Raw genomic sequence first — 26514 nt, forward strand, 5'->3', positions numbered from 1 at the left:
AATAAAATCAGCAGGTTTGCAGCATTAACAATGCTGGTTGCTGTTTTTTTCGCTTGTAAAAAGCCAAAAAGTGAAACCACCGGTTGGAATTATAATGATACCAAGTGGGGCGGAGTTCAAAAACTTGAATACGAAGGTCAAGAAAACGGTCCCGGTCTGGTACTTATCCAAGGTGGTAACTTCACAATGGGTTCAACCGAACAGGACGTATTGTACGATCACAACAACGTAGAAAGAAGGGTTACTGTTTCTAGTTTCTATATGGATGAAACTGAAGTAACAAACTTCCACTACTTAGAATATTTACATTGGTTGAACAGGGTATTTGTTGACTATCCTGAAGTTCACCAAAAAGCATTGCCTGATAGCAACTGCTGGCGCAGGAAATTGGCTTACAACGAGCCAATGATGCAATATTATTTCCGTCACCCTGCATACCGCGACTATCCAGTTGTGGGTGTTAGTTGGGTACAAGCTACCGGTTATGCTGCTTGGCGTACCGACCGCGTAAACGAGATGATATTGATACGTGAAGGTATTCACCAAGTGGGTGACCTTAACAACCAAACCAACGAAAACAACTTTAATACCGATGCTTACCTAAACAATCAATACGAAGGTTTGGTGAAAAACGATATTAAAGACATTGCTCCGGGTGGAACAACTCGCAAAGTACGTATGGAAGACGGTATCTTCTTACCTGATTACCGCTTGCCTACTGAAGCTGAGTGGGAATACGCAGCCGTTGGTAACTTGGGTAATACCTTGTATGAAAACGTTAACACCAAGAAAATTTATCCTTGGAACGGTTTAACAACCCGTAAAGGATCACCTGAGAAAAATCGTGGTGAGATTCAAGCCAACTTTAAACGTGATGCGGGTGATATGGCAGGTATCGCAGGTAAGTTGAACGATAACGGTATATTCACTACCCCTGTAAAAGCTTATTGGAAAAACGACCTAGGTTTATATAACATGGGCGGTAACGTAAGTGAGTGGGTAATGGATGTATATCGTCCACTAAGCTTTGAAGACATTGAAGACCTTAACCCATTCCGTGGTAACGAGTTTAAAGTAAAACAAACCGATGCTGACGGATACGTGGATGAGAAAGACAGCTTGGGTAGGATTATCTACAAAAACGTTGATCCTGATCCAAACCGTTTGAACTACCAACAAGCCGAAAACAAAGGCTACTTGGATGAGGAGGAATATGTTGAGCGTGACCAACGTTACGAATACAGCGTAACCAGCTTAGTAAACAACAAAGCTCGTGTGTACAAAGGTGGTTCATGGGATGACAGGGCATACTGGGTATCACCCGGAACCCGCCGCTTCCTTGACGAAAACCAAAACTTAGCTACACTTGGTTTCCGTTGTGCAATGACCCGCGTGGGTAACCCATCTGGTAACCGATAAACACAATACTTTATATATAGTAAAAGGCCGCGAAAGCGGCCTTTTTTGTTTTATACCCGATTCGATTGTTTTGTTTTTTAACATATATTTGTTTTAAAATTAAACATAATGAATGGAGTTCGTCATGCCGATTTACCGCTTCATTACGGTAAAGTGCCCGATTGGCTATACAAGCGTATGGGATTATTGGGCGGAGCCATTATTGAGGCAGTGGCACAAGAATATGGTAAGGGGGCAGTAGTATCTCGTTTGAGCGACCCTTTTTGGTTTCAGACGTTAGGTTGTGTGCTGGGTATGGATTGGCATTCTTCAGGCATTACTACTTCGGTAATGGGGGCTTTAAAGGGAGCAATCAACCCAAGACATAAAGAGTTGGGGATATACGTCTGTGGCGGCAAGGGGAAGCAATCAACCCAAACCCCCGCTGAATTGTTGGTGTTTTCTGATAAAACCGGCCTTGATGGTAAAGAGTTGGTTAGGAGCAGTAAACTAACTGCCAAAGTTGATAACACAGCCATCCAAGACGGGTATCAGATTTATCTGCATACATTTATTGTTACGGACGAGGGGGAGTGGGCGGTAGTGCAGCAAGGCATGAACGATGATAATGGAATGGCTCGCAGATATCATTGGCACTCGGCTCAAGTGAAGTCTTTTGTTGAGGAACCGCACACCTTTATTTATGGCCAAAATCAGGGGCAGATTTTAAATCTTACCGATGTGTTTGCCAATACCACAAAAACAGCAATGCTTGAAATAACCAAAGAGCGGCCTGTGGATGTATTAACAGAAGTGAGCAAAATTGTAATGCCCCGTCACCATGAGTTGCAGGCAAAGGATGTGGATTTGAAAAGGTTGGGTAGTGTTTTAACATTAGCTCATAATACTGACCTGAAAAACTTTGAAGAACTATTGATGCTGGAAGGAGTGGGACCTCGCACCATACAGTCATTGGCATTGGTGAGTGAAGTAATACACGGAACTCCATCACGGTTTAGCGATCCTGCCCGTTTTACATTTGCTCATGGCGGTAAGGATGGACATCCGTTTCCTGTTCCGCTAAAAGTTTATGACGAGACAATAGAGATATTGAAAAACTCTGTAGAAAAAGCCAAAATCGGGAATACTGATAAGCAGCAAGCATTGAAGAGCTTAACGAAGGTTGCTCAACAACTGGAAAAGGATTTTATACCCGATGAAGGCGCGTTTGAAACCGTAATTGAGCACGAGCGAAATAACTCGTATAAATATAGTGGACGAACGGTAATGGGATATGCTAAACCTCCTAAAGGACAGCTAACGCTATTATAAACGAATCTTAGAAACGTATGCCAAGCACCCCTGTGAACTCTAAGAAAGAGAAATCGTGGTTGGCAATATCAGGAGCGTCATTGGCTACCAAAACCGAAGGAAGGCTAATATAACCACCCCTTGTTTCCATTTGGAAAAAGAAGCGTTTAAAGCCATTAATTCTAAGGCCGGCTTTACCTGTCCAAGTGTAACCCGCCATGTGGAAACGGTTGTTTAGTCCTTTACCCATAACTCTTACATCGCTGCGCGGAACTATCCAAACTCCTCCGGTACCCATAGTTGCTTCCAATCTCCATTTATCTTGTTTTTGTTTCCAGATAGGCAAGGTGTATTCAGCATCAATGGTTACAATGTTTAATCCGTCAGTATGCTCAAATTTCAAGAATGAAGTATCAAGATATATCGGGGTTTGTAAGTAGGTGCCTGAAAACCTGTCAGAAGCAGCGTCAGTAATAACCCCCGAAACATTTGCCATTCGGTTGTTTTGCATTACATACTTCATGTGGTCGTAGCCCAATGATATTGACCAGCGTTTGGTGATGTAGTACCCCATGCGCACATTAAATTGCGGAATGGTAAAAAGCTTTGGGTTAAGGTATACCAGCGAAGGGTTTTCAGCATGGTCTTTACTTTTTACATCGTACACGGTAAAGTCGTATCCGGGGCCTTTTACATGTATATCACTCCGCGAAAAAATACCTCTATTATAACCCCAGTAAAAATAAAACCGACCGGTAAAAGGTTCGCGTGCGGTATCTTTAGGAGCTGCGCCAACACTAGTAAAACAAGATAAAAAGAAGAATAAAGAAAAGAATGTTGCTATAACTAAATTACGTGGTGCCAAAATTGTTTTCAATAGCTTGTTTACTTAACTAAAAGGCGCGCAAGTTCAATAAAAAAATCAAAACAAAAAGAAATACTTACAGCTATCACTAAACAATATATGAAAAGCTGCCAAATAATTACAGAAAGGGGGTAAAGCTAAGATAACAAGTACTATACAGATAGTATTTTGGGGCAATAAAACATTAAATAAAAGGTTAGCAAGGGGAGGCCTGCACTAGCAGTTATTCAAATCAGTGGTTTAGCATTGCTAGCAAAACAACTTTTAGTTAAAAAATAGCCCCGCCATGAAAATTCAAGAGCGGGACCAATTTATAATTACTTGTTCCTTAATCAGGCATGGTTAAGAACGGCGTCTTACCGTCGGTAATAATAGTTTTTGCATTAGGCGAGGTACAAAGGTCTTTAAATGCTTCAATTTGGTAGTACTTAATTGTAAGCGGCCCCAGTGATTTGTTTAATAAATCGTTCGCCTCTTTAGTTCCCTCTGCCTCTAAAATACTGGCTTGGCGTTTTCCTTCGGCAGCAATAATTACCACCTGTTTATCAGCTTCGGCAGCTATTACCGTAGCTTTTTTCTTTCCTTCTGCTTCAATAGTCCTGCGTTCTGCCTCTCTACGTTCTCGGTCAAGTATAAATTCCATGCGCAACGCCTCTTGCTCGGCTGATAATTTATCCTCAATTGCCTTTGATAGGCTGGGCGGTAGCGTTATACTTTTCATCAAAACCGCTTCAATATTAAAGCCCCTTTCACTCAAAACATCCATCATTTTTTCTTTAATCTCTTTCTCAATTTTAGCCCTTTCTGAACTGTGCATGTCTTTTGCAAAAAAACGTGCACACACATCTGCCGAAGCCGACCGGAAAACGGGGAGTATCAAGACTTCTTGAAAATCAAGACCAACAGTCTCAAGAATTTTAGGTACTTCTTCTTTTTTAACGCTGTACAGGATTGAGATTTCTGATTTGATAGTAAGACCTTCTTTACTTGGCAAACCGGCTTCAATTTGCAGGTTAATAGTCCTTACGGGAACTTTAATAATAGTAGAAGCAAAAGGGTTAAAAAACCGTAAACCGGGTGATAGTGTGTTTTTATTCAATCTTCCGAAAGTGCGTTTCACACCAACTTCGTCTTGAATAATTTTAGCGCAGCCACTAAATAATAGCGTGGCAGTAATTAAAATGATGCATAGAGTGTTTACTTTCATATAGTTGCTGTTTTATGGGTGACTTGATGAAGGAGACAGTTTCTATAACAAACAACAAAAAAATGCTGGTGTTTTGTGTAACACCAATTTTTTGGAAAGTAGCAAAATTTACGCCAAATAGCTGAATACCAACGGCAACCACCATCGGGTGATAAAGTATAAAAGTATAATGCCGAAAATGTTGAGCAGCGACCCTACTTTGAGCATTTCTTTTGAGTGGATATAGCCGCTTCCGTAAGCGATAGCATTGGGAGGCGTTGCAATAGGAAGCATAAAACCAAACGAAGTAGAAATGGCAATGGGTATGGCAAATAAAATAGGGGATAGCCCTAATGATGAACCAATGCCCATGGCAACCGGAATATAAATTGTGGCAAGAGCCACATTGCCCATAATTTCAGAAAGTAAAACGCCTGCCGCTGCAAGCAACGTAACCAGTAAATAAGCATCAATGCCTTGTATACTAGCCACCCAATGGCCAACGGTATTTATTATACCTACTGTTTCAACGGCACCGGCAAGGGCAAAGCCACCTCCAAACAACAATAGAATCTTCCAAGGCATTTTTTGTACATCGTCCCAATCAATCAGCGCGCCCTGTTTTTCTTTATTTTTTGATGGGATAACAAACAGTAGCAACCCTGTGATAAGTGCAATGGTGGTATCGTGTAATACCTCAGCACCCAGTTGCTTATTAATGAACTGACGACCCACCCAAAGCAGCACCGTAAAGGCAAATAAAAGACCTATAATAATTTGTTCATAACTGGTTTTACCCAGCTTTTGCATTTCAGTGTCAATAAGTTCTTGGGTATTACCCAATGATCCTAAGTTGTTTTTAAGCAGCCAACGGGTAGTTAGGAAATAACAAGCCCCAACCATTAAAATCACAATGGGGACACCCACATACATCCAATCAATAAAAGGCATATCAAACCCTTGCAGGTTTTTCATAAACCCGGTCATTACCATGTTAGGAGGGGTGCCTATAATTGTGCCAATTCCGCCTATGCTGGCCGCGTAAGCAATACCTATCATAATGGAACAGGAGAAGTTCCTGAATCCTTTTTGAGAGGTTGCTTCAGCGCCTAAAGTGCCTTCAACTAATTTTATTACTGATAATCCTATGGGCAGCATCATTACCGTTGTGGCAGTATTGCTAATCCACATACTGATAAAGGCGGTAGCAATCATAAAGCCTAATACAATGCCGTTGGCATTGGTGCCTGTAACCTTTAGTATGTTGAGGGCAATACGGCGGTGTAAATCCCATTTTTCCATAGCAATGGCTATGATAAAGCCTCCCATGAACAGAAAAATTACAGGGTCGCCATAATTGGCGGCAGTATTTTTTAACGTGCCGTTGCCGATGGCAGGTAATAGTATTAATGGTAACAACGATGTAGCCCCTATGGGTGCAGCTTCCAGTATCCACCACAAAATAAGCCATGCTGCAACGCCCAGTGTACGGATGGTAAGCGGTTCAGCCGCGTGGGGCGCACAAAACAGGCAAATAATAAATGCGAGGGGGCCGGATAGTAGTTTTAGGCGTTGCGACCAGTTCATTTAACTGCAAGTAAATGATTTGCTTTGACTTTTGGGTAAATGGGCAACGGCGAAAGTATTAAAAACAAAAAGAGCGACGTGTATAACACGCCGCTCTTTGTATAAGTTGTATCTGTAAAGATTACTTGGCTTCGCTCATCACTTGTTTCACAAGTGCAGCAGCTTCTTTAAGCTGGATAGCCGAGAATACTTTTAGACCTGAATCGTCGATAATCTTTTTAGCTTCTTCAGCGTTGGTTCCTTGCAAACGAACGATGATTGGCACAGGAATATCACCTATTTTTTTGTAGGCTTCAACCACACCCAAAGCAACACGGTCGCAACGTACAATACCACCAAAGATATTAATCAAAATGGCTTTTACGTTAGGGTCTTTCAAAATGATACGGAAACCGGCTTCAACGGTTTGTGCGTTTGCACCACCGCCTACGTCAAGGAAGTTAGCAGGTTCACCGCCTGAAAGTTTGATAATATCCATGGTAGCCATCGCCAAACCTGCACCGTTTACCATGCAACCAACGTTACCGTCAAGTTTCACATAGTTAAGGTTACTTTCTTTAGCTTCCACTTCCATTGGGTCTTCTTCGCTAACATCGCGCAATGCTTCAAAATCTTTGTGACGGTACAAAGCGTTCTCGTCAAGATTTACTTTAGCATCTACTGCAATAATTTTATCGTCAGAAGTTTTTAGCACAGGGTTAATTTCAAACATGGCAGAGTCAGTATTGTCATAAGCCGCATAAAGGGCTTTCACAAACTTCACCATTTGTTTGTAAGCTTCGCCGCTAACGCCCAAGTTAAAGGCAATTTTGCGAGCTTGAAACTCTTGCAAACCTACTTTAGGGTCTACAAATTCTTTGTTAATTTTTTCAGGGGTATCGTGTGCCACCTGTTCAATATCCATACCGCCTTCGGTAGTATATACAATCACGTTTTGGCCGCTGGCACGGTCAAGCAATACGCTCATGTAGTATTCTTTGGTTTCGCTTGGGCCGGGGTAGTAAACGTCTTGTGCAATCAACACTTTGTTTACCACTTTACCTTTAGGGCCTGTTTGGATGGTTACCAAAGTACCGCCCAATAGGTTGGTAGCAATCGTTTTTGCGTCTTCAAGAGTTTTGGCTACTGCCACTCCTTTTTGATCGTTTCCGATAACACGGCCTTTACCGCGACCACCTGCGTGTATTTGCGCCTTTAGCACCACAAAGGGGCTTCCGGTAGCTTCCTGCATTTTCTTTGCAGCTTCAACAGCCTGTTCGGGGGTATCGGCCACTATGCCTTCTTGCACAGCTACGCCGTATTTTTTAAGGATTTCCTTTGCCTGATACTCGTGAATATTCATTTCGTGGTATTTTGTTGCTTAAATGTCCGCGCGAAAATAGCAGAATATTATTCAATAGACAATACACTGCGCGGGTATATTCTCTTATCTGTTCAAAATCGCTTTTGCATAGTTCTCCCAGCTAAGTACTTTAGCCGTTTCTGCAATGTTTTGGCGAGGTATGGGGTTATCAATAAAACGCTCCATTTGGGCAGCCATACTGTCAATGTCGTTTGCTTCGGCAAGATAGCCGTTGTAACCGTCTTTAATTGTCTCAGGGAAGTGCCCTACTTTGGTGGCCAGCACCGGAACATTAAAGTTGTATGATAAACTTTCAACGCCCGATGGGGTAGCCGTAAGGTAATACAGCAATACCACATCGCTCACCTGCCAGTATTTATTCACCTCTTCGTTGGGTACAAAACGATTCACTACCGTTACTTTATCCTGTAGGTTCAGTTGTTCAACCAAATCAATGGGGCGGTAGTCTTGCTCGTTATCACTGTTTTTAAGGAACAACGATTTGGCAAATTTGAACAGGTTTTGCTTGATGCGGGTAGCCAGTTTTTTATTATCCAGCGTATTCCAAAACGATTCACCTACTATTAATAAGCTCACATCGTCGCGTTTATCGGCTACTTTTTTAAATGCCTGTATCGCATTGTGCAGCCCTTTGTATTTGCGAATGAACCCAAAAAACAGAAATACGTTTTTCTTAAGGTTCAGTTCTTTTTTCATCGCCTCCATGTCAAAATCGGGGCGGGGTTGGTAAAGGTCGTAAATGGGGTGATATAGTTTTATTACCGTGTGTGTGCCGTCTTTGGCGCGTTCACCCGTTTCATTCACCGTATATTTCAACTCAGGCAGCGTGGTTTTCAGTTCATCTACCGTTTTGTAGGCATGGGTAAGGTAGGTATGGGCTTTGCGTAAACCGTAGCGGGTAAACGCCTTATCAATAGTGCTGCTTTCTTTTTGTACTACAAGGTGGCAATCAAAAATTACCTCAATGCCTGTTTTCATCAAGCGGCGGGCAATCCAACCCATTGGTAATCCTTGCAGGGCAATCGCCCACTGAAAAATCACCATATCAGGTTTCAAATCCTTAATCAGCCTCACGGTTTTAGCCCACGAAGCAGGATTGTTGTAATTGGTAATATAAGTAACCTTAATATTAGTGCCCTCCAGATGGTCGCTTTTGCTGCTGCGGTCAATAAAATCACGGGGGATAATTGCAGGGTATTGCTGTGTCCACGATACAATGTGTACCTCAACGCCTAATTTATCCAATGCTTTTGCCAGCGAGGTATTGTAGTTGCTGATACCTCCCTTAAACTGCGGGCCCGGCCCAAATAAAACCGCTTTTGTCATTTGCGGCAAAGATAACAGATTGACCCATTGTGCCCTGTGATTGTGGGCAATTTGTTATATTGTTTATATACAAGCTGCTGCATTTGTGCAACGTTAATAGTATAAATACCGTTACACTAAGCAAATTATATATCTTTGTTTACGCAATGGCTACGTACCTCACCAGTAATCAACGGGTTTTTGTAATCAAATCACTTGTGTTTTTCAGTTTAGTACGCTGGTACAATCTGCTGCTTATTGCGGCTGCTCAGTACCTTACCGCTATTAAAATTCTCAATCCCGATTATACGATGTGGCAAATACTTTCAATGCCACAGTTGCACTGGATTGTGTTCAGCACGGCTTTAATTATTGCAGGCGGTTACCTTATCAATGCGTTTTATGACTATGAAAAAGACCTTGCTAATCACAGCGAGGAGGTAATATTAAATAAGATTATCAGCAAGCGGTTTGCAATTAATGCCTATATGTTTTGCAATTCTTTTGCACTGTTTATAGGGGTGCTGCTAAACTTAAAGCTGGCCTTGTTTTATGCCTTGTTGATATTTTTACTTTGGTTCTACTCACACAAACTAAAAAAACTGCCCCTGTTGGGTAACTTCTGTGCATCCTTTTTGGCCGTTAGTGCATTCTTATCAATATGTATTTTTTACTGGGATATAAATAAGCTGATAGTGATGTATGCCACCTATATAGGATTGATAGCCCTTATCCGCGAAATAATAAAAGACCTTGAAGCAATTAAAGGGGATATGTTGTTTGGCTACAAAACCTTTCCGGTGTTGTTTGGCATTAAAAAAACAAAGTTACTTTTAGCCCCCTTGATGCTGCTGTGCATACCCATCGGCTATTTCTTGTTTGCCTATTTGTATCCGTCTTATTCAGCCATTTACTTCTCATTATCCTTTACTGGTATTTTTGTTTGGATGTTCTATTTCATTTTTTCTACTGATGAGAAGAACTTTAGAAAAATGGATAACTTTTATAAGTTGCTGATAGTGATGGGGGTTCTAAATATCATGTTTGTTTAATCGGTTTAGTTTTTTTAATGAAGAAGGTATTACTTATCGTATTTGCGTGTATAGCAACGGGCTTGTTTGCCCAAAAAGAAGATGCTCCCGCTATTATCAAAGAGATTGATAAAACAGTAAAGGGTATTGATAAGGCCATGCAAGGGCAACGCCCTTCGGCATACCTTATAACCCCTTATCCCGGTTATTTTGAAAAGAACTTTATTTGGCTGCGCGATAATAAAATCAGCAAGATTACTCAGTTTATGAATACCAGCTACCGGGGCGTATGGTACACTGAGTTTTACTTTGATAACAACAGCATCGTATTAATTCGCACCGAAACAGCACTTAAAAACCCATCGTACCAGCATTACGAAGGTTCCCATGCTGTTACAGATACATCAGGACAGTTATTTTATTACAGTTATAACGAGTTGGTAAGCAAACCCGAGTTGCTGATATCTAACGGTGATACGGTATTTTGGTACAATGTGTTGCTAAAACAAGGATATGATTTGTGGGAGCAATACAAAAATCTGCAAGAGTATAACCCGTTTGCAAAGGTAAAGTATGATAATGTTGTTGCGTATAGCTATGAAGGAAAGGGTGGACAGAAGATTGTTGAAAACGGAAAGTTGAACCGTACCGTTAAAAGCAAAAAAGAGTTAACCAAAGAACAAACCGATAGTTTGATTCTAAATATCACTGATACACTAAGCTACGGAGGTGGCAACATGGCCTGTTTCGAACCGCATTTGGGTATTGTTTTTTACGATGGGAAAAAAATAGCCGCACACATCAGTATTTGTTTTGAGTGTAATTTATCATCAGCCAGTATTTATTTGCCTGCGGCTCATCACCATAGCAGGGTTAATATTGGTGATGACTATTATGTAAAAATCCCTTTGCACGGGTTTAGCACAATGGGCAGGCGGAAACTGGCAAAATTGTGTAATCAGTTGGGCTTTGATAAGTGCCCATCACCAACTGAAACTACCATTTGGGATTCTAAGTAAGCGGTAGTCCTGCTCAACATAATAAGTAGGTAAGAATTAAAAAATTTTAAGAATCTATTGTAATTCACAGGCGTGTTAGCCTGTCATTCCCATTTTAAATGGTAATCAGAACACATTGAGTAGGTAATATGCCTGTATACCTACAAACCTCCTTCGAAGTAAACACAGTCTCTAGGCGCCTAACTTAAGTTCACTTTTATTAAATAATAAAGCCCGCTTAGAAAATTCTAAACGGGCTTTCGTGGTCTATTAAAAACCGGAGCAATTACTTGCTCACGGTTAGTTTCACAGTTTGTACACCGGTAAGAGTGCTAATGTTTAAGTAATAAATACCGGTGGGTTGTGCGCTCAAATCAATTTCAGTAATACCTGAAACAGTTTGTGCAGGTTGAGTTGCTACAACGCGACCCAATACATCAGTTACAGTGATGCCTTGTATTGCAGTCACATCAGCATTGCTGTAATCAACAAAGAATTTACCGCTTGAAGGGTTGGGGTAAACACCCACAGCACCTTTGTTTGAGGTATTTTCAACACCCAAAACATTAATCCAAACAGTATCAACACCGTTGGCAACGCAACCGTCGCCTGTAGTTACAGTAAGGTGTACGATGTAACGGCCATCAATAGGGAACCTGTATTTGGGGTTTTGGTCGGCCGATGTTGAACCGTCTCCAAACTGCCAGTAGTAGGTATAACCTGTACCGGCTGTGTTGGTTGCAAAGCTGTATCCGCCGTTACCTGTGTTAGCCGAAGTAGAGTTGATAGAAACTGTAGGCACATTGTGTACAATTACCGAAGCAGTTTTTGTATCAGTACATCCGTTAGGGTGCACTGCCGTTAATGTAGCTGTATATGAACCGTCAGCTGAATAAACTATCGAAGGTTTAACATCTGTTGATGAATCACCGTTGCCAAACAACCATTTATAGGTTAGAGGTTCGTTGTCATCAGTACGAGAGTTGTTATCAAACAAAGTTGGTAGTCCTTCGCAAACAGTTGCTGCGATAAAGTCGGCAGCCGGCCTTAGTTTAATGGTTACAGTAGACTTGTGTTCACTGCTACATCCATTTGAGCTTGAAGATTTTAGAACAATCTCATAAGTGTTAGGGCTGGCATATTGGTGGGTAGGGTCACTACCGTTTGAATTATTGCCATCACCAAATTCCCACTCATAGGTATTCAAGTGTCCTGCAGGTACAGTAGTCGTGTTGGTAAAGTTAATAGGTTGGTTGGTACATGTTGAGGTTGACATGCTGAAGTTAGAAACCGGGGTTTCACGTAAAGTAACTGATTTAGTCACGCTATCCGCACAACCTAAGTTAGTGTTCGAAATAAGGGTTACGTTAAAAGTTTGGTAGCTGTTGTAAGTATGGCTTGGGTCAATTTCGGTAGCACTTTTACCGTCACCAAACTTCCATAAGTAGCTGGCAGAACCAAACGACGGTGCAGTTGAAGCGTTTGTGAAGTCAACATCACTGTTATCGCACTGAACAGGAGTGAAGTTAAAATCAGGTATTGCACGTGGGGCTTGGGTTACGTGTTTAGCAATGGTTGAAGTACAACCATTAACGGTAACTTTTAATGTTACTAGGTAAATACCGGGGGTGCTGTATAGTTTGTTAATTGATGCACCTGTGGCAGAGCTGGCTGGGCTTGTTCCAAAATCCCATTCGTGTACAGCTGCACCTGAAGGTAGCGTTGAGTTATCAGTCATTGTAACTGCAGTGCCTTCGCAAGCATTTACAAAACCAAAGTTTGCAACAGGTATTTGGAAGACGTTAACAGTTTTTGTAACACTGTCTTTATATCCATATAGTGATGTAACAACCAGTTTTACAGTATAGCTGCCGGGGCCTGCAAATGTTTTTGAAGGTTGGCCGGCTACTGAGTTTGTACCGTCACCAAAATCCCAGAAGTAAGTTACTGCACCGCTGGCAATTGTAGTAGTGTTGTCAAAAGCTACCAAATCTTTGTCGCACACGCTAGGGGCAGTAAAGCCAACTTTAGGTCTTGGAGCTATGTAGATATACCTTGTAAGAGTTGAATCACAACCGGTAGAGATGTTACGAACCTTAAACGATATAATTACAGTGCTATCAGCTAGCAAAGTATCAGGAGTAAAAGAGGTCTTTCCGTTAGTTGAACCCGATGGATTAGAGTATGTATAATACGAGCTTGCTATTGTTCTTCCTGTATTAGTTTTAACTGTAAATCCGGTAATGTTCCAGGTAGAGTTGTAAGAACTATTGGTGAAACCTGTTGGAGGGGTGATTTCATAACTTAACTGGTCGCCCGAAGCAACAATATCAGGGTCGCCGCTAGTGCCTGAAGTAAGTGGCTTTGTGGTTGTAAACGGAGTTCCCTTACTAATTGCAGCGTTTGATGGCGAAGGATTAACCGTAACTGTTGAAAAGGCAGTATCGTTAGCCGGAACAATGTCACCTTGGATATTGATTGCCTTTACAGTAAGATTGGTTCCCGCAACGCGTGAAACAAACAAACCGGGGATAGTAATTGTAGTGTCTTTACCACCTGCAAGGTTGTTAAGTTTCAACATGTGTTTAATCCTGTCAGGACCGATATCAATTGCCATATCCATTTGAGGTGCAGGGAATGCACTATTATTTCTCAAGTGAACGGTAACATCGGCAGGGTGGTGAGTACAAACAGGGTTGGGAGCTACTGAAACGCTCAATACTGAAATTTCAGGGTTACAAGCGTTGTTTTTACAATAGCTGATATCGTCCATCCAAAATTCTGTACCGCCGTTTGCAGGGAATATATCAAGGTATGATACGTTGTTTGTATTAGTAAAAGTTCCTTGCGAAACGTTATCAATAAATATTTCCCATTGGTCAGTATCAAGGTTTATATCTATGGCCAATTCAAACCAACGGTTTTGCGGGTAGTTTCCGGTAGCATAGCCCTGTGCCTGAAAAGTACCGCCACCATAAAAATAGAACTCAAGAGCCCATACTGAACCGGTAAAGGCTCCGCCCTGAAAATTAAAGTAGGCTTCCTTTCCGGTTGGGATAAAAAATTTAGAAGTAAATTTAAAACGACCGCTGCTATTTACGCCGCCAAAAGGTAATACTACATCGTTAGGGCCCCCGCCAAACGGTGAGTTGAAATAAATAGATTTTGTGCCGCTGGCAGCATTGGTGGTAACCACCTGAACATCTTCAGAACCGCCCTCAATACCGCTCCATGTTGTCCAAACTGGGGAGGCAGGGCCTAGATACGTGTTTGCGGTGTAGGATTCGAAATTTTCATTGAATACTTGGGAATATGCACTCATGCATCCCAATACAAATAATAAGAGAGTAGATATTTTTTTCATGACTTAAATTGGTTTCTAGCTTGGTAACTTCATTCATCACTACTCCTTGCCCCAACAAAACTCTATACTTCACACACAAATCTCTTTTAGTATCTAATAGATTGCCAATGAACGAATTAGAATCGAAGTTAATGAAAAACCGACTAAAGTCAATATAATATCGACGGGTTTCGTATAATATTTTATAATAACCTCACATACAGTAGGGTGTAAATAAATCATAAACTTTATAACAGAAGGGTAAGTTTTGATGCAGAACTGATAAAACAAAAAAAGCCCTGCAATGCTGCAGGGCTTTTAACGGAGCGGGCAGAATGCTCCAAAGTTCGAACTTTTCTATAAGTGATTTATTGCAACTCAACGGTTTTTTAAGCAAATCGATATAACAAAAATATTTTCTTATCGTGAAATCGCAAGTATCCTGAATGCTCCTTTTGATACTAACAAAAATACAATAGTGCCAATTGCTAAATCGGGAATCATTGATTGTGTAAAATACACCAACAGCCCGGCTATCATTACGCCAATATTTGCCATTACATCGTTGGAAGTAAAGATATAGCTGGCCTGCATGTGAGCTTCATTGCTTTTGCTCTTCCGCAGCAGGTAAAGCGATGCTGCATTTCCCGCCAAAGCAAATGAGGAAACTAAAATCATTGTTTGGTAATCGGGGGTTCCTTCCACTCCCAAAAATCGCCGTACTACTTCAACCAAACCAAATATGGCCAAACACAACTGGAATATTCCGCTTAGCCTTGCAATTCTTTTCTTTTTCACTGTCGTACTGGTTACTACAGTCAAACTCATCCCGTAAACAATTGCGTCGGCGAGCATATCCAAAGAATCGGCTATTAAACCCATCGAACGGGAAAGTAAGCCCGCTACTATTTCAATTAAGAAAAAGCCACTGTTGATAGCAAACACAATCCACAAGAGTTTTTTATTGCTGGTTTGTTCGCCATCTTCTAACAAGTCAAACACTTCTTCGGATTGAATAAGAGACGAGTTTAGGTTTATTTGGGCAATATTTCCAGTGATTGTTGCTGTTTCTCCTTCGTGGTAAACGGTAAGTATTCTGTTTGGTAGGTCAAATTCCAGTTTTTTTATAGAAGCATCCATTTCCAACTTCATCCTTACCAATTGCTCTTCTGCCGGGCAATCCATTCTAAGGATTTTATAGGTGTCCTTTTTCATACTACAACCGTATTTTTAATCCGCCATTAATAATAAACCCTTCCAACGGGGCATATATTTCCCTGAAAATAGGCCGGGTAACAGTGCCTGTATAGATAGTATCAAACCTTGTCTGCCGGGCATCCAAAAAGTTCTCAAAGTTGATGTACAGCGAGAACTTTTCCCACAGCCTTTCTACCATAAAACCGCACATTACATACTGCCTTCCTATTGTGCCGTCACTTAGTTTTTGTTTGCTGAAATAATAGGCTTCAAGCCCTACTTTCCACTTCTCATCGGCTTCATACATCAATACAGAATTGATACGGTGTTTGGCTGTCAAAGGATTATCGGAAACCGTCCCGTTGCTGTGAATTTTTGCATCGGTATATGTATACCCCAAAAACAGCTTAAAATCTTTGTAGCCAATTTTAATATTGGTTTCTGTCCCTTTGGTGTCTACAAAACCATTAATATTTACGAACTGGTAGGTGCCGTTTGCCTGCGGTGTAAGTATAAGCGGGTGGTTCAGATAGGTATAAAAAAACAAATGGTTAAGGGTGAATAACACTTGGCCATCAGCAAAGGCTGTTTTGTAGTTAAAATCCCAATTAGTGCCGTAACTTGTTTCCAGCCTGTTGGCTGTAGGGCTTATGCCCAACACTCCCCGGTATTGTATGCGCTCGCTTTCTTCGGTAAAAATTGTGGGAGTTTTATACCCCAATCCCCCACCTACACGCGAGGACAATTTCTTATTGATTTTATACAAAGCTGAAATGCGGGGAAGAAGGGCAAACCCGTAATCAATTACATAATCCGTCCTAAACCCTGTTTCTATGTTTAGCCTTTGTGTGGCTTTCCAGATGTTCTGTACAAACACCCCTAAAGTAGTTTGGTTATAATCCCTTACTGCAAGTGTATCCAACTGTTTTTCGGTAAACTTGTCTGTCCATAGGTTTATGCCTACTATCCATTCCATTTTTTCCGCATTGTGTTCATAATTCACTTCGCTGAAAGTGGCGTATTGTGTGCCGTTAAAAGTATATCCTGGTGTGCTTAAAATACGGTTAAAATAGCTAATACTGTTCTTAACAATGATATGGCTGCTATCCCCCAGCTTATGTTCAGCAGAAAACTGTGTGCTGAACCTTTGTGTTGTATTCTTTTCAAAATAGCTATGGGTACTATCCCCTTTGCCATTTATATAGTGAATATCGCCACCTATACGGTCTTCAAGGGTAGTATTCACACCTAATACAATCGTTGTTTTTTCAGAAGGGTATAAAAATAGCTTTGGATTAAAGGTGTACCGTTCAAATTTGGGAATTGCTGAAAGGTCGATATTGGCCGGGTCGTATGCCCAGTTGCGGTTATGCGCGGCAAAAATGGTAGTTCCGATTTTGTTAGCTCGTTGGGAATAAAAGCCGTTCAGGTCTAATCCTTTACCGCTTGTACCGTTGAGATGGAACTTTATTTCCCTTTCTTTTTGAGGAGTTTTTGAAATCAGGTTTACCAATCCTGCAATTGCCCCCCCGCCATACAACGTTGATGCTGAGCCTTTAATTACTTCTACTTGTTTTAAATCCAATGGGGGTATCTGTAAAAGGCCTAAACCACTGGATGCACCGAAATAGAGAGGAAAACCATCTTTAAGGATTTGGGTATACCGCCCGTCCAACCCCTGTATGCGTATGGCTGCGTTAGCAGAAGTGGCAGATGTTTGCTGGGTTTGTATGCCTGTGCTTTCACTCAGTACCATTCTTATATCGCCGGGCTTCATGTTGGCTTTCTCCTCTAATTCCTCGCCTGCTATAAATTCTACTCTTGTGGGTATGTCTTCTATACTTCGTGAGCTTCGGGTAGAACTGATAACTACTTCTTCCGTTTCCTCTATATCTTCTGTTAAAAGGATTTCTATAGCAATAGCTTGTTGCAACGGGAAGCTGAAGGTATCAAACCTTTCCTGGTAGCCTATATACTTGAAAAGGATTATTTGCTGTCCATCGGGTATGTTCTTGATTTCGATCAAACCGTTTACACCGGAAATGGCACCATTAGTTGTGCCTTTTACGATAGCGATAGCTCCTAATAGGGGCTCTTTGCTTTCGCTGTCTTTCAATATGGCTTTAAATGTGTTTTGCCCCCAAGCCATAGTGGAGCTTATAATTGCCAGTAATGGCAAAATGATTTTTCGCATTTTTTTTAATGTTTTAAGTTAATAAAAAAGAATGAACAGGCCAACGTGCCAGTAATAGCCGTTGTGCCACAGAATAGCTCATTAACTTATTTTTGGAGGCTGCCAGATTTTGGCAAAAAAGTTATCCTGACAGCAGAATTTGTACATACTGCGGGTTTGGGTAGAAATTATTATTTCTACTTTGGGAACGTCGTTAAAAACAGGATATGCAAAGGCTGTATAGGTGCAACACAAGCAGGTGCAGAAAGGTGCGCAGTCATTGTCTTCGTGCTGTTCGGAATTACTGCCTGCAGTTAATTCGGTTGAGGCGGATGTTTCATAGCATTGGTCAAAATTAGTACACGATAGCCCTGAAAGAACTATGTAAACACTTAATATGATGCTGAACCATTTCAATAGCACAAATGTATGAAAATTAGGTTTGGCCGTTAAGTTCAATTTAAACTTCCCAAAGTTCGAACTCGTAAGAAATTGAAATTCAATAATCAAAGAACATAATCGTTTTTTACCTCAAATTCTTCGAACTAAAAAACCCCTTGAAACACAAGAGTTTCAAGGGGTTTCGGATTTGGCGGAGAGGGCGGGATTCGAACCCGCGATACAGTTTCCCGTATGCCAGTTTAGCAAACTGGTGCTTTCGGCCTCTCAGCCACCTCTCCGTTTTTAAGGAGTGCAAAAATACAATCCCTATATCAAATTGCAAATAATATTTCACTCTTATAGCTAAAAATAGATGATAGCAGAGCCTTTTTGTTTGATTTTCAGTGATTATGCCAAAACCTCTGCCAGCACTTTATGCGCTTTTACCTCGCCAAAACCATCAATATGCAGCCTGTAATAGTGCAACAATGCATCTAATAACTGGCGACGGTAGCTAGCAGAAATACCGATTGAATCAATCGTTTCAGGCTTTGCAAGGCACAAATCGTACAGGTATTTGGCATTTGTGGTGTCAAAATACAGGGGATGTCCAGTTTCATGTGTAAAAATACCCTGTGCAGGCAGAAACAATGTATCAGGCTCCCAACTATCAATATCAGGAAAAAAGCCAAGGTGTCTTGATAGTTGCACCAACCAATACACCGGATAGGCCGCAGGTAATTTTGGTACTGCATCTGCCCAGCAGATATGGTGGTATAGGAAACTAAACAGGGCTTCGTTTTTTTCTTTTTCTATAATAACCTTATTCAATACCTCTTGCATAAACAGCACAGCCGATGTTTTGGCAATATCTGTATACAAGCTGTGCAAAACGGGTTGGCAGCGCAATTCTTTTATGCGCTGCAAATTTGCATTGGCACGTTGGTACAAATCGGTTTCGGCAAGGCTTAGGGGTTGCAGGTGTGCCGCGTTAATGGCAGCCTTTTTACTACGGATATTATTAATGATAAAAGATTCAAGCCCGAACTCTTCGGTATAGAAACGGGCTATTACACTGTTTTCAGCATACTTCAGCGTTTTTAGCAGTATCGTTCGGGTTTTAACTAACAAAGTCCCTTGGGTTTATTTGCCCCCGTTTATTACCAAAATTTTAGCCACGTTGGTATCACTGGCATCATCCGTACCGCTAAATACCAAATACACACCCGTTGAGGCTTTGCGACCGTCAAAACTACGACCGTTCCATGTTGCCATACCTCCGTTTGCTACCGTTTCATAAATAAGATTTCCTGCTATATCGGTAATTTTCACAGTGGCATCCTGTGCCAAACCGCGAATAGAAATGGGGCCGTCAAAATCTTCACGCACAGGGTTTGGAAACACCAGTACATCCTCGTGCACTTCTTTTGCAACTGTTGCATCGCCTTTGTATGAAATGATACCTCTATCGGTAGCAAAAAACACCTCACCAGTTTTTTCATTTACCGTAATCTCAAGCACATTGTTTGAGAACAACGGACTATTATCAACGTTAAAGTTATGAATGATAGATTGTCCGTCGGCGGCAATCAGCCAAGCACCGTTATTAGTACCTACCCATTTACGGTTACCACCGTCAACATAAATGCAGTTAATAACCTCAGCCCCTAACAAATAACCTGCACTTGTGCCCTCGCCCGTAACAATACGGCGGGCATCGGATGGTTTATCAGAAAATATATTCGAAGGGTTAGAGAACACCACCAAGCCTTTAAGCGTTCCTACCCAAATTTCACCGTCACGGTCTTTGGCAATACAGTTTACTTGGTTATCAGGCAAAGCACCGCTGCCTTCGTTGGTGTTTAGCAGTTTTGGACCTAAATCGTCGTTTCTGTTCAGCGGAGTTTTATTATCGTCATACACAACCATCCCGAATCCATTGTTACGCGGAGCTACAATCCATTTGCGGTTACGGTCGTCCACCACAATCTGGCTTACAAAACTTACGCTTCCTAAGGGCATTGCCGCCCATTGTCCGTCAGTTGTACGTACTACAAGTGCAGAGTCGGTACCGTAGTTGCTCATCCACAAATGACCTTCATTATCAATGGCTAAGCCCGCCAGAAAGTTGATGATATTAAATTTCAAACGGCTGTTGGTGGGGTTATATACCTCTTGCACAACACCGTCCCGCAGACGCACAAGACCTTGCCAGTAAGCACCCAACCAAACATCTTTAGTCTTGGGGTCGGTAGTTACTGCAAAAAAATCGCGCAAACTGTCTGTTTGCGGGTTGGGGTAGTCTAAGCTGTTTATCCATTGGTCGTTTACATACCTGTAGTACCCATTCCAACTGAATGAGAATGTGTAGTTACCACCAATTAACCCACCTGCTACAATTACTTCATCACCAATACTGGCCATTTTACCAATGGGTAGATTATAAGGGCCGTTGGGTTGGGTAAAAGTAAGATTGCCATCAGGATGTAGCTGTATAGTACCCGCATTATCGGTTGTGTACCAAATACTGCCGTCGTTCGCAACCAGTGCATGTTTCATTATATTGATAAATTTTGCGCTGATGGAAAGATTACTTTCAATAGTTAGTAGCGAATCCTTACGGCTCAGGTATAATTTGCCGCCTGAAGAATGTATGTTGTAATACATAGCGGGTCCGGTAAGCCCAGTCCATACACTACCATCGTAGTATTTAACGTGGGTTTTACCTACGCTGAATAATTTATTGTCAAACAAGTGTAGAAACTTAGTGTATCCGGTATCAAACTTTGTCCATGATGAAGGATCGTTCAGGTTTAAGCCCACCATCGGAGCATTGTATATGCCGTTATCGGTAGCCGCGTACATTTTATTATTCCATACCGCCACGTCCAAAACATCACCAATATTTAAGTCTTTGTATGAGGCACGTATTTCAGGGTCTTCAACCTCTTTCAAATCAAGCTCAACAATACCAAACGTACAGGCAAGGTAGGCCACATCATTACCAAACATAATATTGGTAACATTTTTAGAGCCACTTACCTGAGCACGTTGTATATCGGTAACGTTTATAATTTTTCCGTTGTGCACCAAATCAAGGTTGGCATCTTGGTAGGCAATAAGCAAAACATCGTTGGCGGCATTATACTTTATGGCGCTCACGGCAATGTCTGAAAAGCCCTGTACTTTTGACAAACGTTCAGAGCTTCCGGTTTCCTTATCATACCTGTAAAAACCATAAGAAGCCCAAGTATATACATACCGTGGAGTTTCAGCAATACCCAGTGTGTTTTTAAATGGAAGGTGGATGCGCCATTGTCCTGTGCCAATTTGCTGAGCATTAGTTAAAATGCTGAACAAGCTGATAAATACTATAAGTGCTGCGTGGCGTTTAAACATAACTACAATATTAAGACAGAAAACGGATTGGGTTTGTTGAATTTTATTTGGTTAGTTACACATAACTAAACGAAAAAGGGAGATTTTTAGCATAAATGGCATAAATCGCTGTGTGTTTGCACCGTATGTTGATTTAGTATAGATGCGATAAAATGTTACCTTTGCACCTTTCGTAAAAAAATGTGGGAAAAATCCGCCAGTTTTATACTTCGTAAGCGTGTTTTACTAATGTTCATCACCATTTTGATGACCATTGTGATGGGGTATTTTGCCACCAAAATACAGCTTACCTACGACTTGCCTAAAATTGTGCCTCCAACCGACCCTGAATATCAGGCGTATGTTGAGTTTAAAAGCACGTTTGGTGATGACGGAAATGTTATTTTATTAGGGCTTAAATCCGAAAAAATTTATCAGAAAGATTTTTTTAATGCTTACTACCGTTTAAGTAAAGAGTTAGAAAAAACCGATGGAGTACAAAACGTAATTTCTTTCCCTACGTTACAAATCCTTACACGGGTAGATTCAATCCGTGAGATGCGTTTGATTCCTCTGTCAACCGATACTGCTGCTACACAGCAAGAAGTGGATAGTTTATGGGAGGTGATACGCTCACAATTGTTTTACAGGGATTTGGCGGTGAAAACCGACGGAAGCTTTGTAATTACAGGGGTAACCCTTAAAAAAGAGCGGTTGAATGATAAGGGCAGGATTGATGTAATAAACGCCATCGATAATTTAGCGCAGAAGTTTGAGAAGGAGCAGGGCGTTGAGTTTCAAATATCAGGGTTGCCGTATATCCGTACCATATTTTCAGCTAAAATTAATAAAGAATTAAAGCTATTCACCCTACTCTCATTAGTAGTGTGTGCGGCCATTATGTTGCTTTTCTTCCGAAGCTTTAGTTCACTACTGTATTCATTAATTATTGTTGCCATCACCTTGTTGTGGTCGTTGGGATATATCGGAATACTACAGTATAAAATCACGGCGGTTATTGGTGTAATTCCTCCGCTTATTGTTATCATCGGTATCACCAACTGCATTTACCTGCTCAATAAGTATCACGCCGAATACAGAAGCCATAGCAACAAAACCAAAGCGTTGGTACGTGTAGTATCGCGCATAGGTAAGGCCGCGTTTTTAACCAACTTCACCACGGCAGTGGGGTTTGGCGTATTCTACTTTTCGGGTAGTCCCATTATGAAAGAGTTTGGCTTGGTAGCCTTTCTAAGCATTATGTCTGTATTTGTAATCTCAATGGTTACAGTACCTATTATGTTTAGCTTTCTACCATCGCCCACCTATAAGCAAACCCGCCATCTTGAAAACAAATACCTCGGTAGCTTTATTGATGCCATTTACTGGCAAGTGCAAAACCGCCGCAAGGTAATCTATGGTATCACCATTGTAATTATGGCACTGTCAGTTTGGGGAATGTTTAAGCTGGATGCGTTGGGACATGTGATAGACGATATTCCGGCGAAAGATAAAATTAGTACCGACCTTAAGTTTTTTGAAAAAGAGATAAACGGGGTAATGCCCTTAGAAATAGTAATAGATACTAAAAAGCCGAACGGGGTAAAAGACACGCGCACTTTGCAAAAGATGGAGCGATTGTCTCGCCAGTTGGCCAAAATGCCTGAGTTTTCGAGGCCGGTATCCATTGCTGAGCTGATGAAGTATGCCAACCAAGCATACAACGGCGGCGACAGTTTGGACTACCGCATACCGAGCGCGTTGGAATTGGGCAGTATCACCAGTTATATACCCAATCGTAAAGGCTCACAAAACCTGTTAAAGGGCTTTGTGGACAGCACCTACCAAAAAGCACGCATCAGCATACAAATGGCCGATGTGGGCAGCGATATTTTACCCGGAGTGCGTGCGCGAGTACAAGCAGAAATTGACTCTATCTTCCCTAAAGAAGAATATACGGTTAACCTTACCGGTACCAGCATGTTGTTTATGAAAAACAACCAGTTTTTGGTAGATAGCTTGTTTCAAAGTGTTACCATGGCTCTGGTAGTAATTACCCTATTGCTGGTAAGTTTGTTTGGTACTTGGCGAATGATAATTATATCGCTGATACCTAATATAATCCCGCTGATTGTAACATCAGGGGTGATGGGTTTCTTTGATATTTATCTCAAACCCTCAACGGTAATTGTATTCAGTATTGCATTTGGTATCTCTGTGGATTTTACTATCCACTTTGTGGCCAAGTATAGAATTGAGTTAAAGAAACACCATTTCCGCATCCGCGAGTCGGTAAAAGCAACCCTGCACGAAACAGGCACCAGTATGATATATACGGCCATTATCCTGTTCTGCGGGTTCAGCATTTTCGATTTCTCAACCTTCGGCGGAACGATGTGGCTGGGTATCTTAACCACGCTGGCGCTTGTAGTATCATTGCTAACCAACATCTTTATTTTGCCCAGTATGCTGCTTTCAATAGAAAAACGCCGCATGCAGCGCGAAATGAAGGTGAAGCCTATTTTACCGCTTGCCGAAGAAGCCGAGGAAGAAGAAAACGATTAGGCGGTTGGCATCGTTCGGTATCCTGATAACCAATAACAGATAACAAATAACCAAGTGAAGTATAAAGAATATAAAAAGCTCGATTTCCCTGCCTTTGAGAAGGAAGTCGCAGCATTTTGGAAAGAAGAAGACATATTTGGTAAAAGTGTGAGCCACCGCGATGGTAAACCTACTTTTACATTTTACGAAGGACCACCGTCAGCCAACGGAAAGCCCGGTATTCACCACGTTATCAGCCGTACTATTAAAGATACCTTTTGCCGTTATAAAACCCTTAAAGGATTTAAAGTAAATCGCAAAGGCGGTTGGGATACGCACGGTTTGCCCATTGAGTTGCAAGTAGAGAAGGCATTGGGCATTACCAAAGAAGACATAGGAAAAAAGATTAGCGTAGAAGACTATAACAAAGCTTGCCGTGAGGCGGTAATGCAGTTTAAGGCCGATTGGGATAGTCTTACCGAGCAAATAGGCTATTGGGTAGATTTGGACAATCCCTACATCACCTACGATAACAGCTACATAGAAACTTGCTGGAATTTGTTGCAGCGTTTGTACAACAAAGGCTTGCTATACAAAGGCTACACAATACAACCGTATTCGCCCGCAGCAGGTACAGGATTGAGCAGCCACGAGCTAAACCAACCCGGTACCTACAAGGATGTAAAAGACACCACCATAGTAGCCCAGTTTAAAGCCATAAAAGACGACGCGTCTGCATTTTTGTTTGGAGGTGCTACCAGCGACGTATTCTTTTTGGCTTGGACGACTACTCCTTGGACATTGCCCAGCAACACTGCATTGACAGTGGGAGGGAAGATAGAGTATGTCGTAGTTGATACCCTTAACCAATACACAGGCGAACCGGTTAGAGTAATATTGGCAGACGCATTAATGGGTAAATACTTTAACCCTGAAAATGAAAACGCTGACTTTGCCGAATACAAAACAGGCGATAAAAAACTGCCGTTTAGGAAAGTACTAACCGTTGCAGGTAGCAAATTGGCAGGACTTCGTTACGAACAATTGTTGCCTTATGCGTTACCTCAAGAAGAAGGCGATAGCTTTAAAGTAATCGTTGGCGATTTTGTAACTACTGAAGACGGTACTGGTATCGTACACACTGCACCCACTTTTGGTGCTGATGATATGCGTGTGGCCAAACAAAACGGCATAGCACCCCTATTGGTGAAAGACGAAGGCGGCAACTTAGTTCCGTTGGTAGATTTACGCGGTCGTTTCCGTCCTGAAATGGGAGAGTTTGCAGGGGAGTTTGTAAAAGAACAATACCTGAGCGATGCTGAAAAAGAAGCAGAACGAGTAAAACAAGGGCGCGATAAATACCTAAGTGTTGATGAGCGCATCTCGATAAAACTAAAGCAAGAAAACCGTGCATTTAAAGTAGAGAAATACGAGCATACCTACCCACATTGCTGGCGTACGGACAAGCCCGTATTATACTACCCGCTGTCAAGCTGGTTTATCAAAACCACAGCGGTAAAAGACCGTTTGATAGCGTTAAACAAAACCATCAACTGGAAACCCGAAAGCACCGGTACCGGACGTTTTGGCGATTGGTTGAACAACCTTGTAGATTGGAACCTTAGCCGCAGCCGTTATTGGGGAACTCCATTACCGATATGGCGGACTGAAGACGGTACCGAAGAAATCTGTGTAGGTTCATTAACAGAGTTGGTTGCTGAGATTGACAAAGCGGTTGTAGCGGGTGTAATGGACCACAATCCTTACAAAAAACATTCAGGTGCTGATATAAACGAGTTCGGAACGGCTGACGGTATCGACCTTCACCGTCCTTATGTAGACCATGTGGTGTTGGTTTCGCCAAGCGGCAAGCCTATGAAGCGTGAGGCCGATTTGATAGACGTTTGGTTTGATTCAGGAGCAATGCCCTATGCACAATGGCATTGGCCGTTTGAAAACCAAGAACAGTTTGAAAGCAATTTTCCCGCTGATTTTATCGCAGAGGGTGTTGACCAAACCCGCGGTTGGTTCTTTACCCTGCACGCATTAGGGGTAATGCTGTTTGATAATGTAGCCTACAAAAACGTTGTAGCCAACGGATTGGTGCTGGATAAAAACGGCAACAAAATGTCGAAACGTTTGGGCAACTCAGTTGACCCATTTGAAGTAGTTGGTCAGTACGGTGCCGATGCAGTGCGATGGTACATGCTTAGCAACTCTAACCCTTGGGATAACCTGAAATTTGACGTTGAAGGGGTAAAAGAAACCCAACGCAAATTTTTTGCCACCCTGTACAATGTGTACGGCTTCTTTGCGCTGTACGCAAATGTTGACGGTTTTACGTTTGCCGAGGAGGAAATACCTCTTGAGCAACGACCTGAAATTGACCGTTGGGTATTATCGTTGCTAAACTCACTGATACAAGAAGTGGAGAAAGCAGCTGATGAATACGAC

Annotated in this window: 16 protein-coding genes and 1 tRNA gene; 6 read left to right on the forward strand and 11 right to left on the reverse strand. The window is 41.7% G+C overall.

What is annotated here, in order from left to right:
* The first annotated feature begins 30 nt into the window (after positions 1-30).
* Positions 31-1419, forward strand: a complete 1389-nt coding sequence (locus F9K23_15385) for an SUMF1/EgtB/PvdO family nonheme iron enzyme (protein ID KAB2914110.1) — start codon at positions 31-33, stop codon at positions 1417-1419.
* 108 nt (positions 1420-1527) lie between these two features.
* Positions 1528-2730, forward strand: coding sequence for a DUF763 domain-containing protein (locus F9K23_15390; protein ID KAB2914093.1), 1203 nt, complete (start codon positions 1528-1530; stop codon positions 2728-2730).
* Positions 2731-2737: 7 nt separating this feature from the next.
* Here F9K23_15390 and F9K23_15395 read toward each other — a convergent pair whose 3' ends face one another.
* The 5 genes from F9K23_15395 to F9K23_15415 all read right to left on the reverse strand — a co-directional run bounded on the left by F9K23_15395 (position 2738) and on the right by F9K23_15415 (position 9036).
* Positions 2738-3586 (reverse strand): outer membrane beta-barrel protein, encoded by an 849-nt coding sequence (locus F9K23_15395; protein ID KAB2914094.1) that lies wholly within the window; start codon positions 3584-3586, stop codon positions 2738-2740.
* 316 nt (positions 3587-3902) lie between these two features.
* The gene (locus tag F9K23_15400; protein ID KAB2914095.1) at positions 3903-4781 is read right to left on the reverse strand and encodes a prohibitin family protein; all 879 of its coding nucleotides are present in this window, start codon (positions 4779-4781) and stop codon (positions 3903-3905) included.
* A gap of 108 nt (positions 4782-4889) precedes the next feature.
* The gene (locus tag F9K23_15405; GenBank protein KAB2914096.1) at positions 4890-6347 is read right to left on the reverse strand and encodes a DASS family sodium-coupled anion symporter; all 1458 of its coding nucleotides are present in this window, start codon (positions 6345-6347) and stop codon (positions 4890-4892) included.
* Between the two features lie 121 nt (positions 6348-6468).
* Positions 6469-7689 carry an ADP-forming succinate--CoA ligase subunit beta gene (sucC, locus tag F9K23_15410; protein KAB2914097.1) on the reverse strand — a complete coding sequence of 407 codons (1221 nt, stop codon included), beginning with the start codon at positions 7687-7689 and terminating at the stop codon, positions 6469-6471.
* 84 nt (positions 7690-7773) lie between these two features.
* Positions 7774-9036, reverse strand: a complete 1263-nt coding sequence (locus F9K23_15415; protein KAB2914098.1) for a glycosyltransferase — start codon at positions 9034-9036, stop codon at positions 7774-7776.
* Between the two features lie 146 nt (positions 9037-9182).
* Between F9K23_15415 and F9K23_15420 the strand changes: the two genes are divergently transcribed.
* Positions 9183-10067, forward strand: a complete 885-nt coding sequence (locus F9K23_15420; protein KAB2914099.1) for a hypothetical protein — start codon at positions 9183-9185, stop codon at positions 10065-10067.
* Positions 10068-10084: 17 nt separating this feature from the next.
* Positions 10085-11065 (forward strand): hypothetical protein, encoded by a 981-nt coding sequence (locus F9K23_15425; GenBank protein KAB2914100.1) that lies wholly within the window; start codon positions 10085-10087, stop codon positions 11063-11065.
* Positions 11066-11330: 265 nt separating this feature from the next.
* Here F9K23_15425 and F9K23_15430 read toward each other — a convergent pair whose 3' ends face one another.
* The 6 genes from F9K23_15430 to F9K23_15455 all read right to left on the reverse strand — a co-directional run bounded on the left by F9K23_15430 (position 11331) and on the right by F9K23_15455 (position 21537).
* Positions 11331-14408, reverse strand: a complete 3078-nt coding sequence (locus F9K23_15430; protein KAB2914101.1) for a PKD domain-containing protein — start codon at positions 14406-14408, stop codon at positions 11331-11333.
* 399 nt (positions 14409-14807) lie between these two features.
* Positions 14808-15602 carry a cation transporter gene (locus tag F9K23_15435; protein ID KAB2914102.1) on the reverse strand — a complete coding sequence of 265 codons (795 nt, stop codon included), beginning with the start codon at positions 15600-15602 and terminating at the stop codon, positions 14808-14810.
* Between the two features lies 1 nt (position 15603).
* Positions 15604-17778, reverse strand: coding sequence for a TonB-dependent receptor (locus tag F9K23_15440; protein ID KAB2914103.1), 2175 nt, complete (start codon positions 17776-17778; stop codon positions 15604-15606).
* A gap of 569 nt (positions 17779-18347) precedes the next feature.
* Positions 18348-18437, reverse strand: a tRNA-Ser gene (locus F9K23_15445).
* 109 nt (positions 18438-18546) lie between these two features.
* Positions 18547-19269: a DNA repair protein RecO gene (gene recO / locus F9K23_15450; protein KAB2914104.1), complete on the reverse strand. Its 723-nt coding sequence runs from the start codon at positions 19267-19269 to the stop codon at positions 18547-18549.
* Positions 19270-19281: 12 nt separating this feature from the next.
* Positions 19282-21537, reverse strand: coding sequence for a hypothetical protein (locus F9K23_15455; GenBank protein ID KAB2914105.1), 2256 nt, complete (start codon positions 21535-21537; stop codon positions 19282-19284).
* Between the two features lie 180 nt (positions 21538-21717).
* On the opposite strand from F9K23_15455, the gene F9K23_15460 reads away from it, so the two are divergent.
* On the forward strand, positions 21718-24081 hold the full coding sequence (locus tag F9K23_15460) for an MMPL family transporter (protein ID KAB2914106.1): 2364 nt from the start codon (positions 21718-21720) through the stop codon (positions 24079-24081).
* A 54-nt stretch (positions 24082-24135) separates the two neighbouring features.
* The coding region (locus F9K23_15465; GenBank protein ID KAB2914107.1) for an isoleucine--tRNA ligase at positions 24136-26514 on the forward strand (2379 nt) is incomplete at its 3' end.

This window comes from Bacteroidota bacterium (genome assembly GCA_008933805.1).
GTDB lineage: Bacteria > Bacteroidota > Bacteroidia > UBA8524 > UBA8524 > SB11.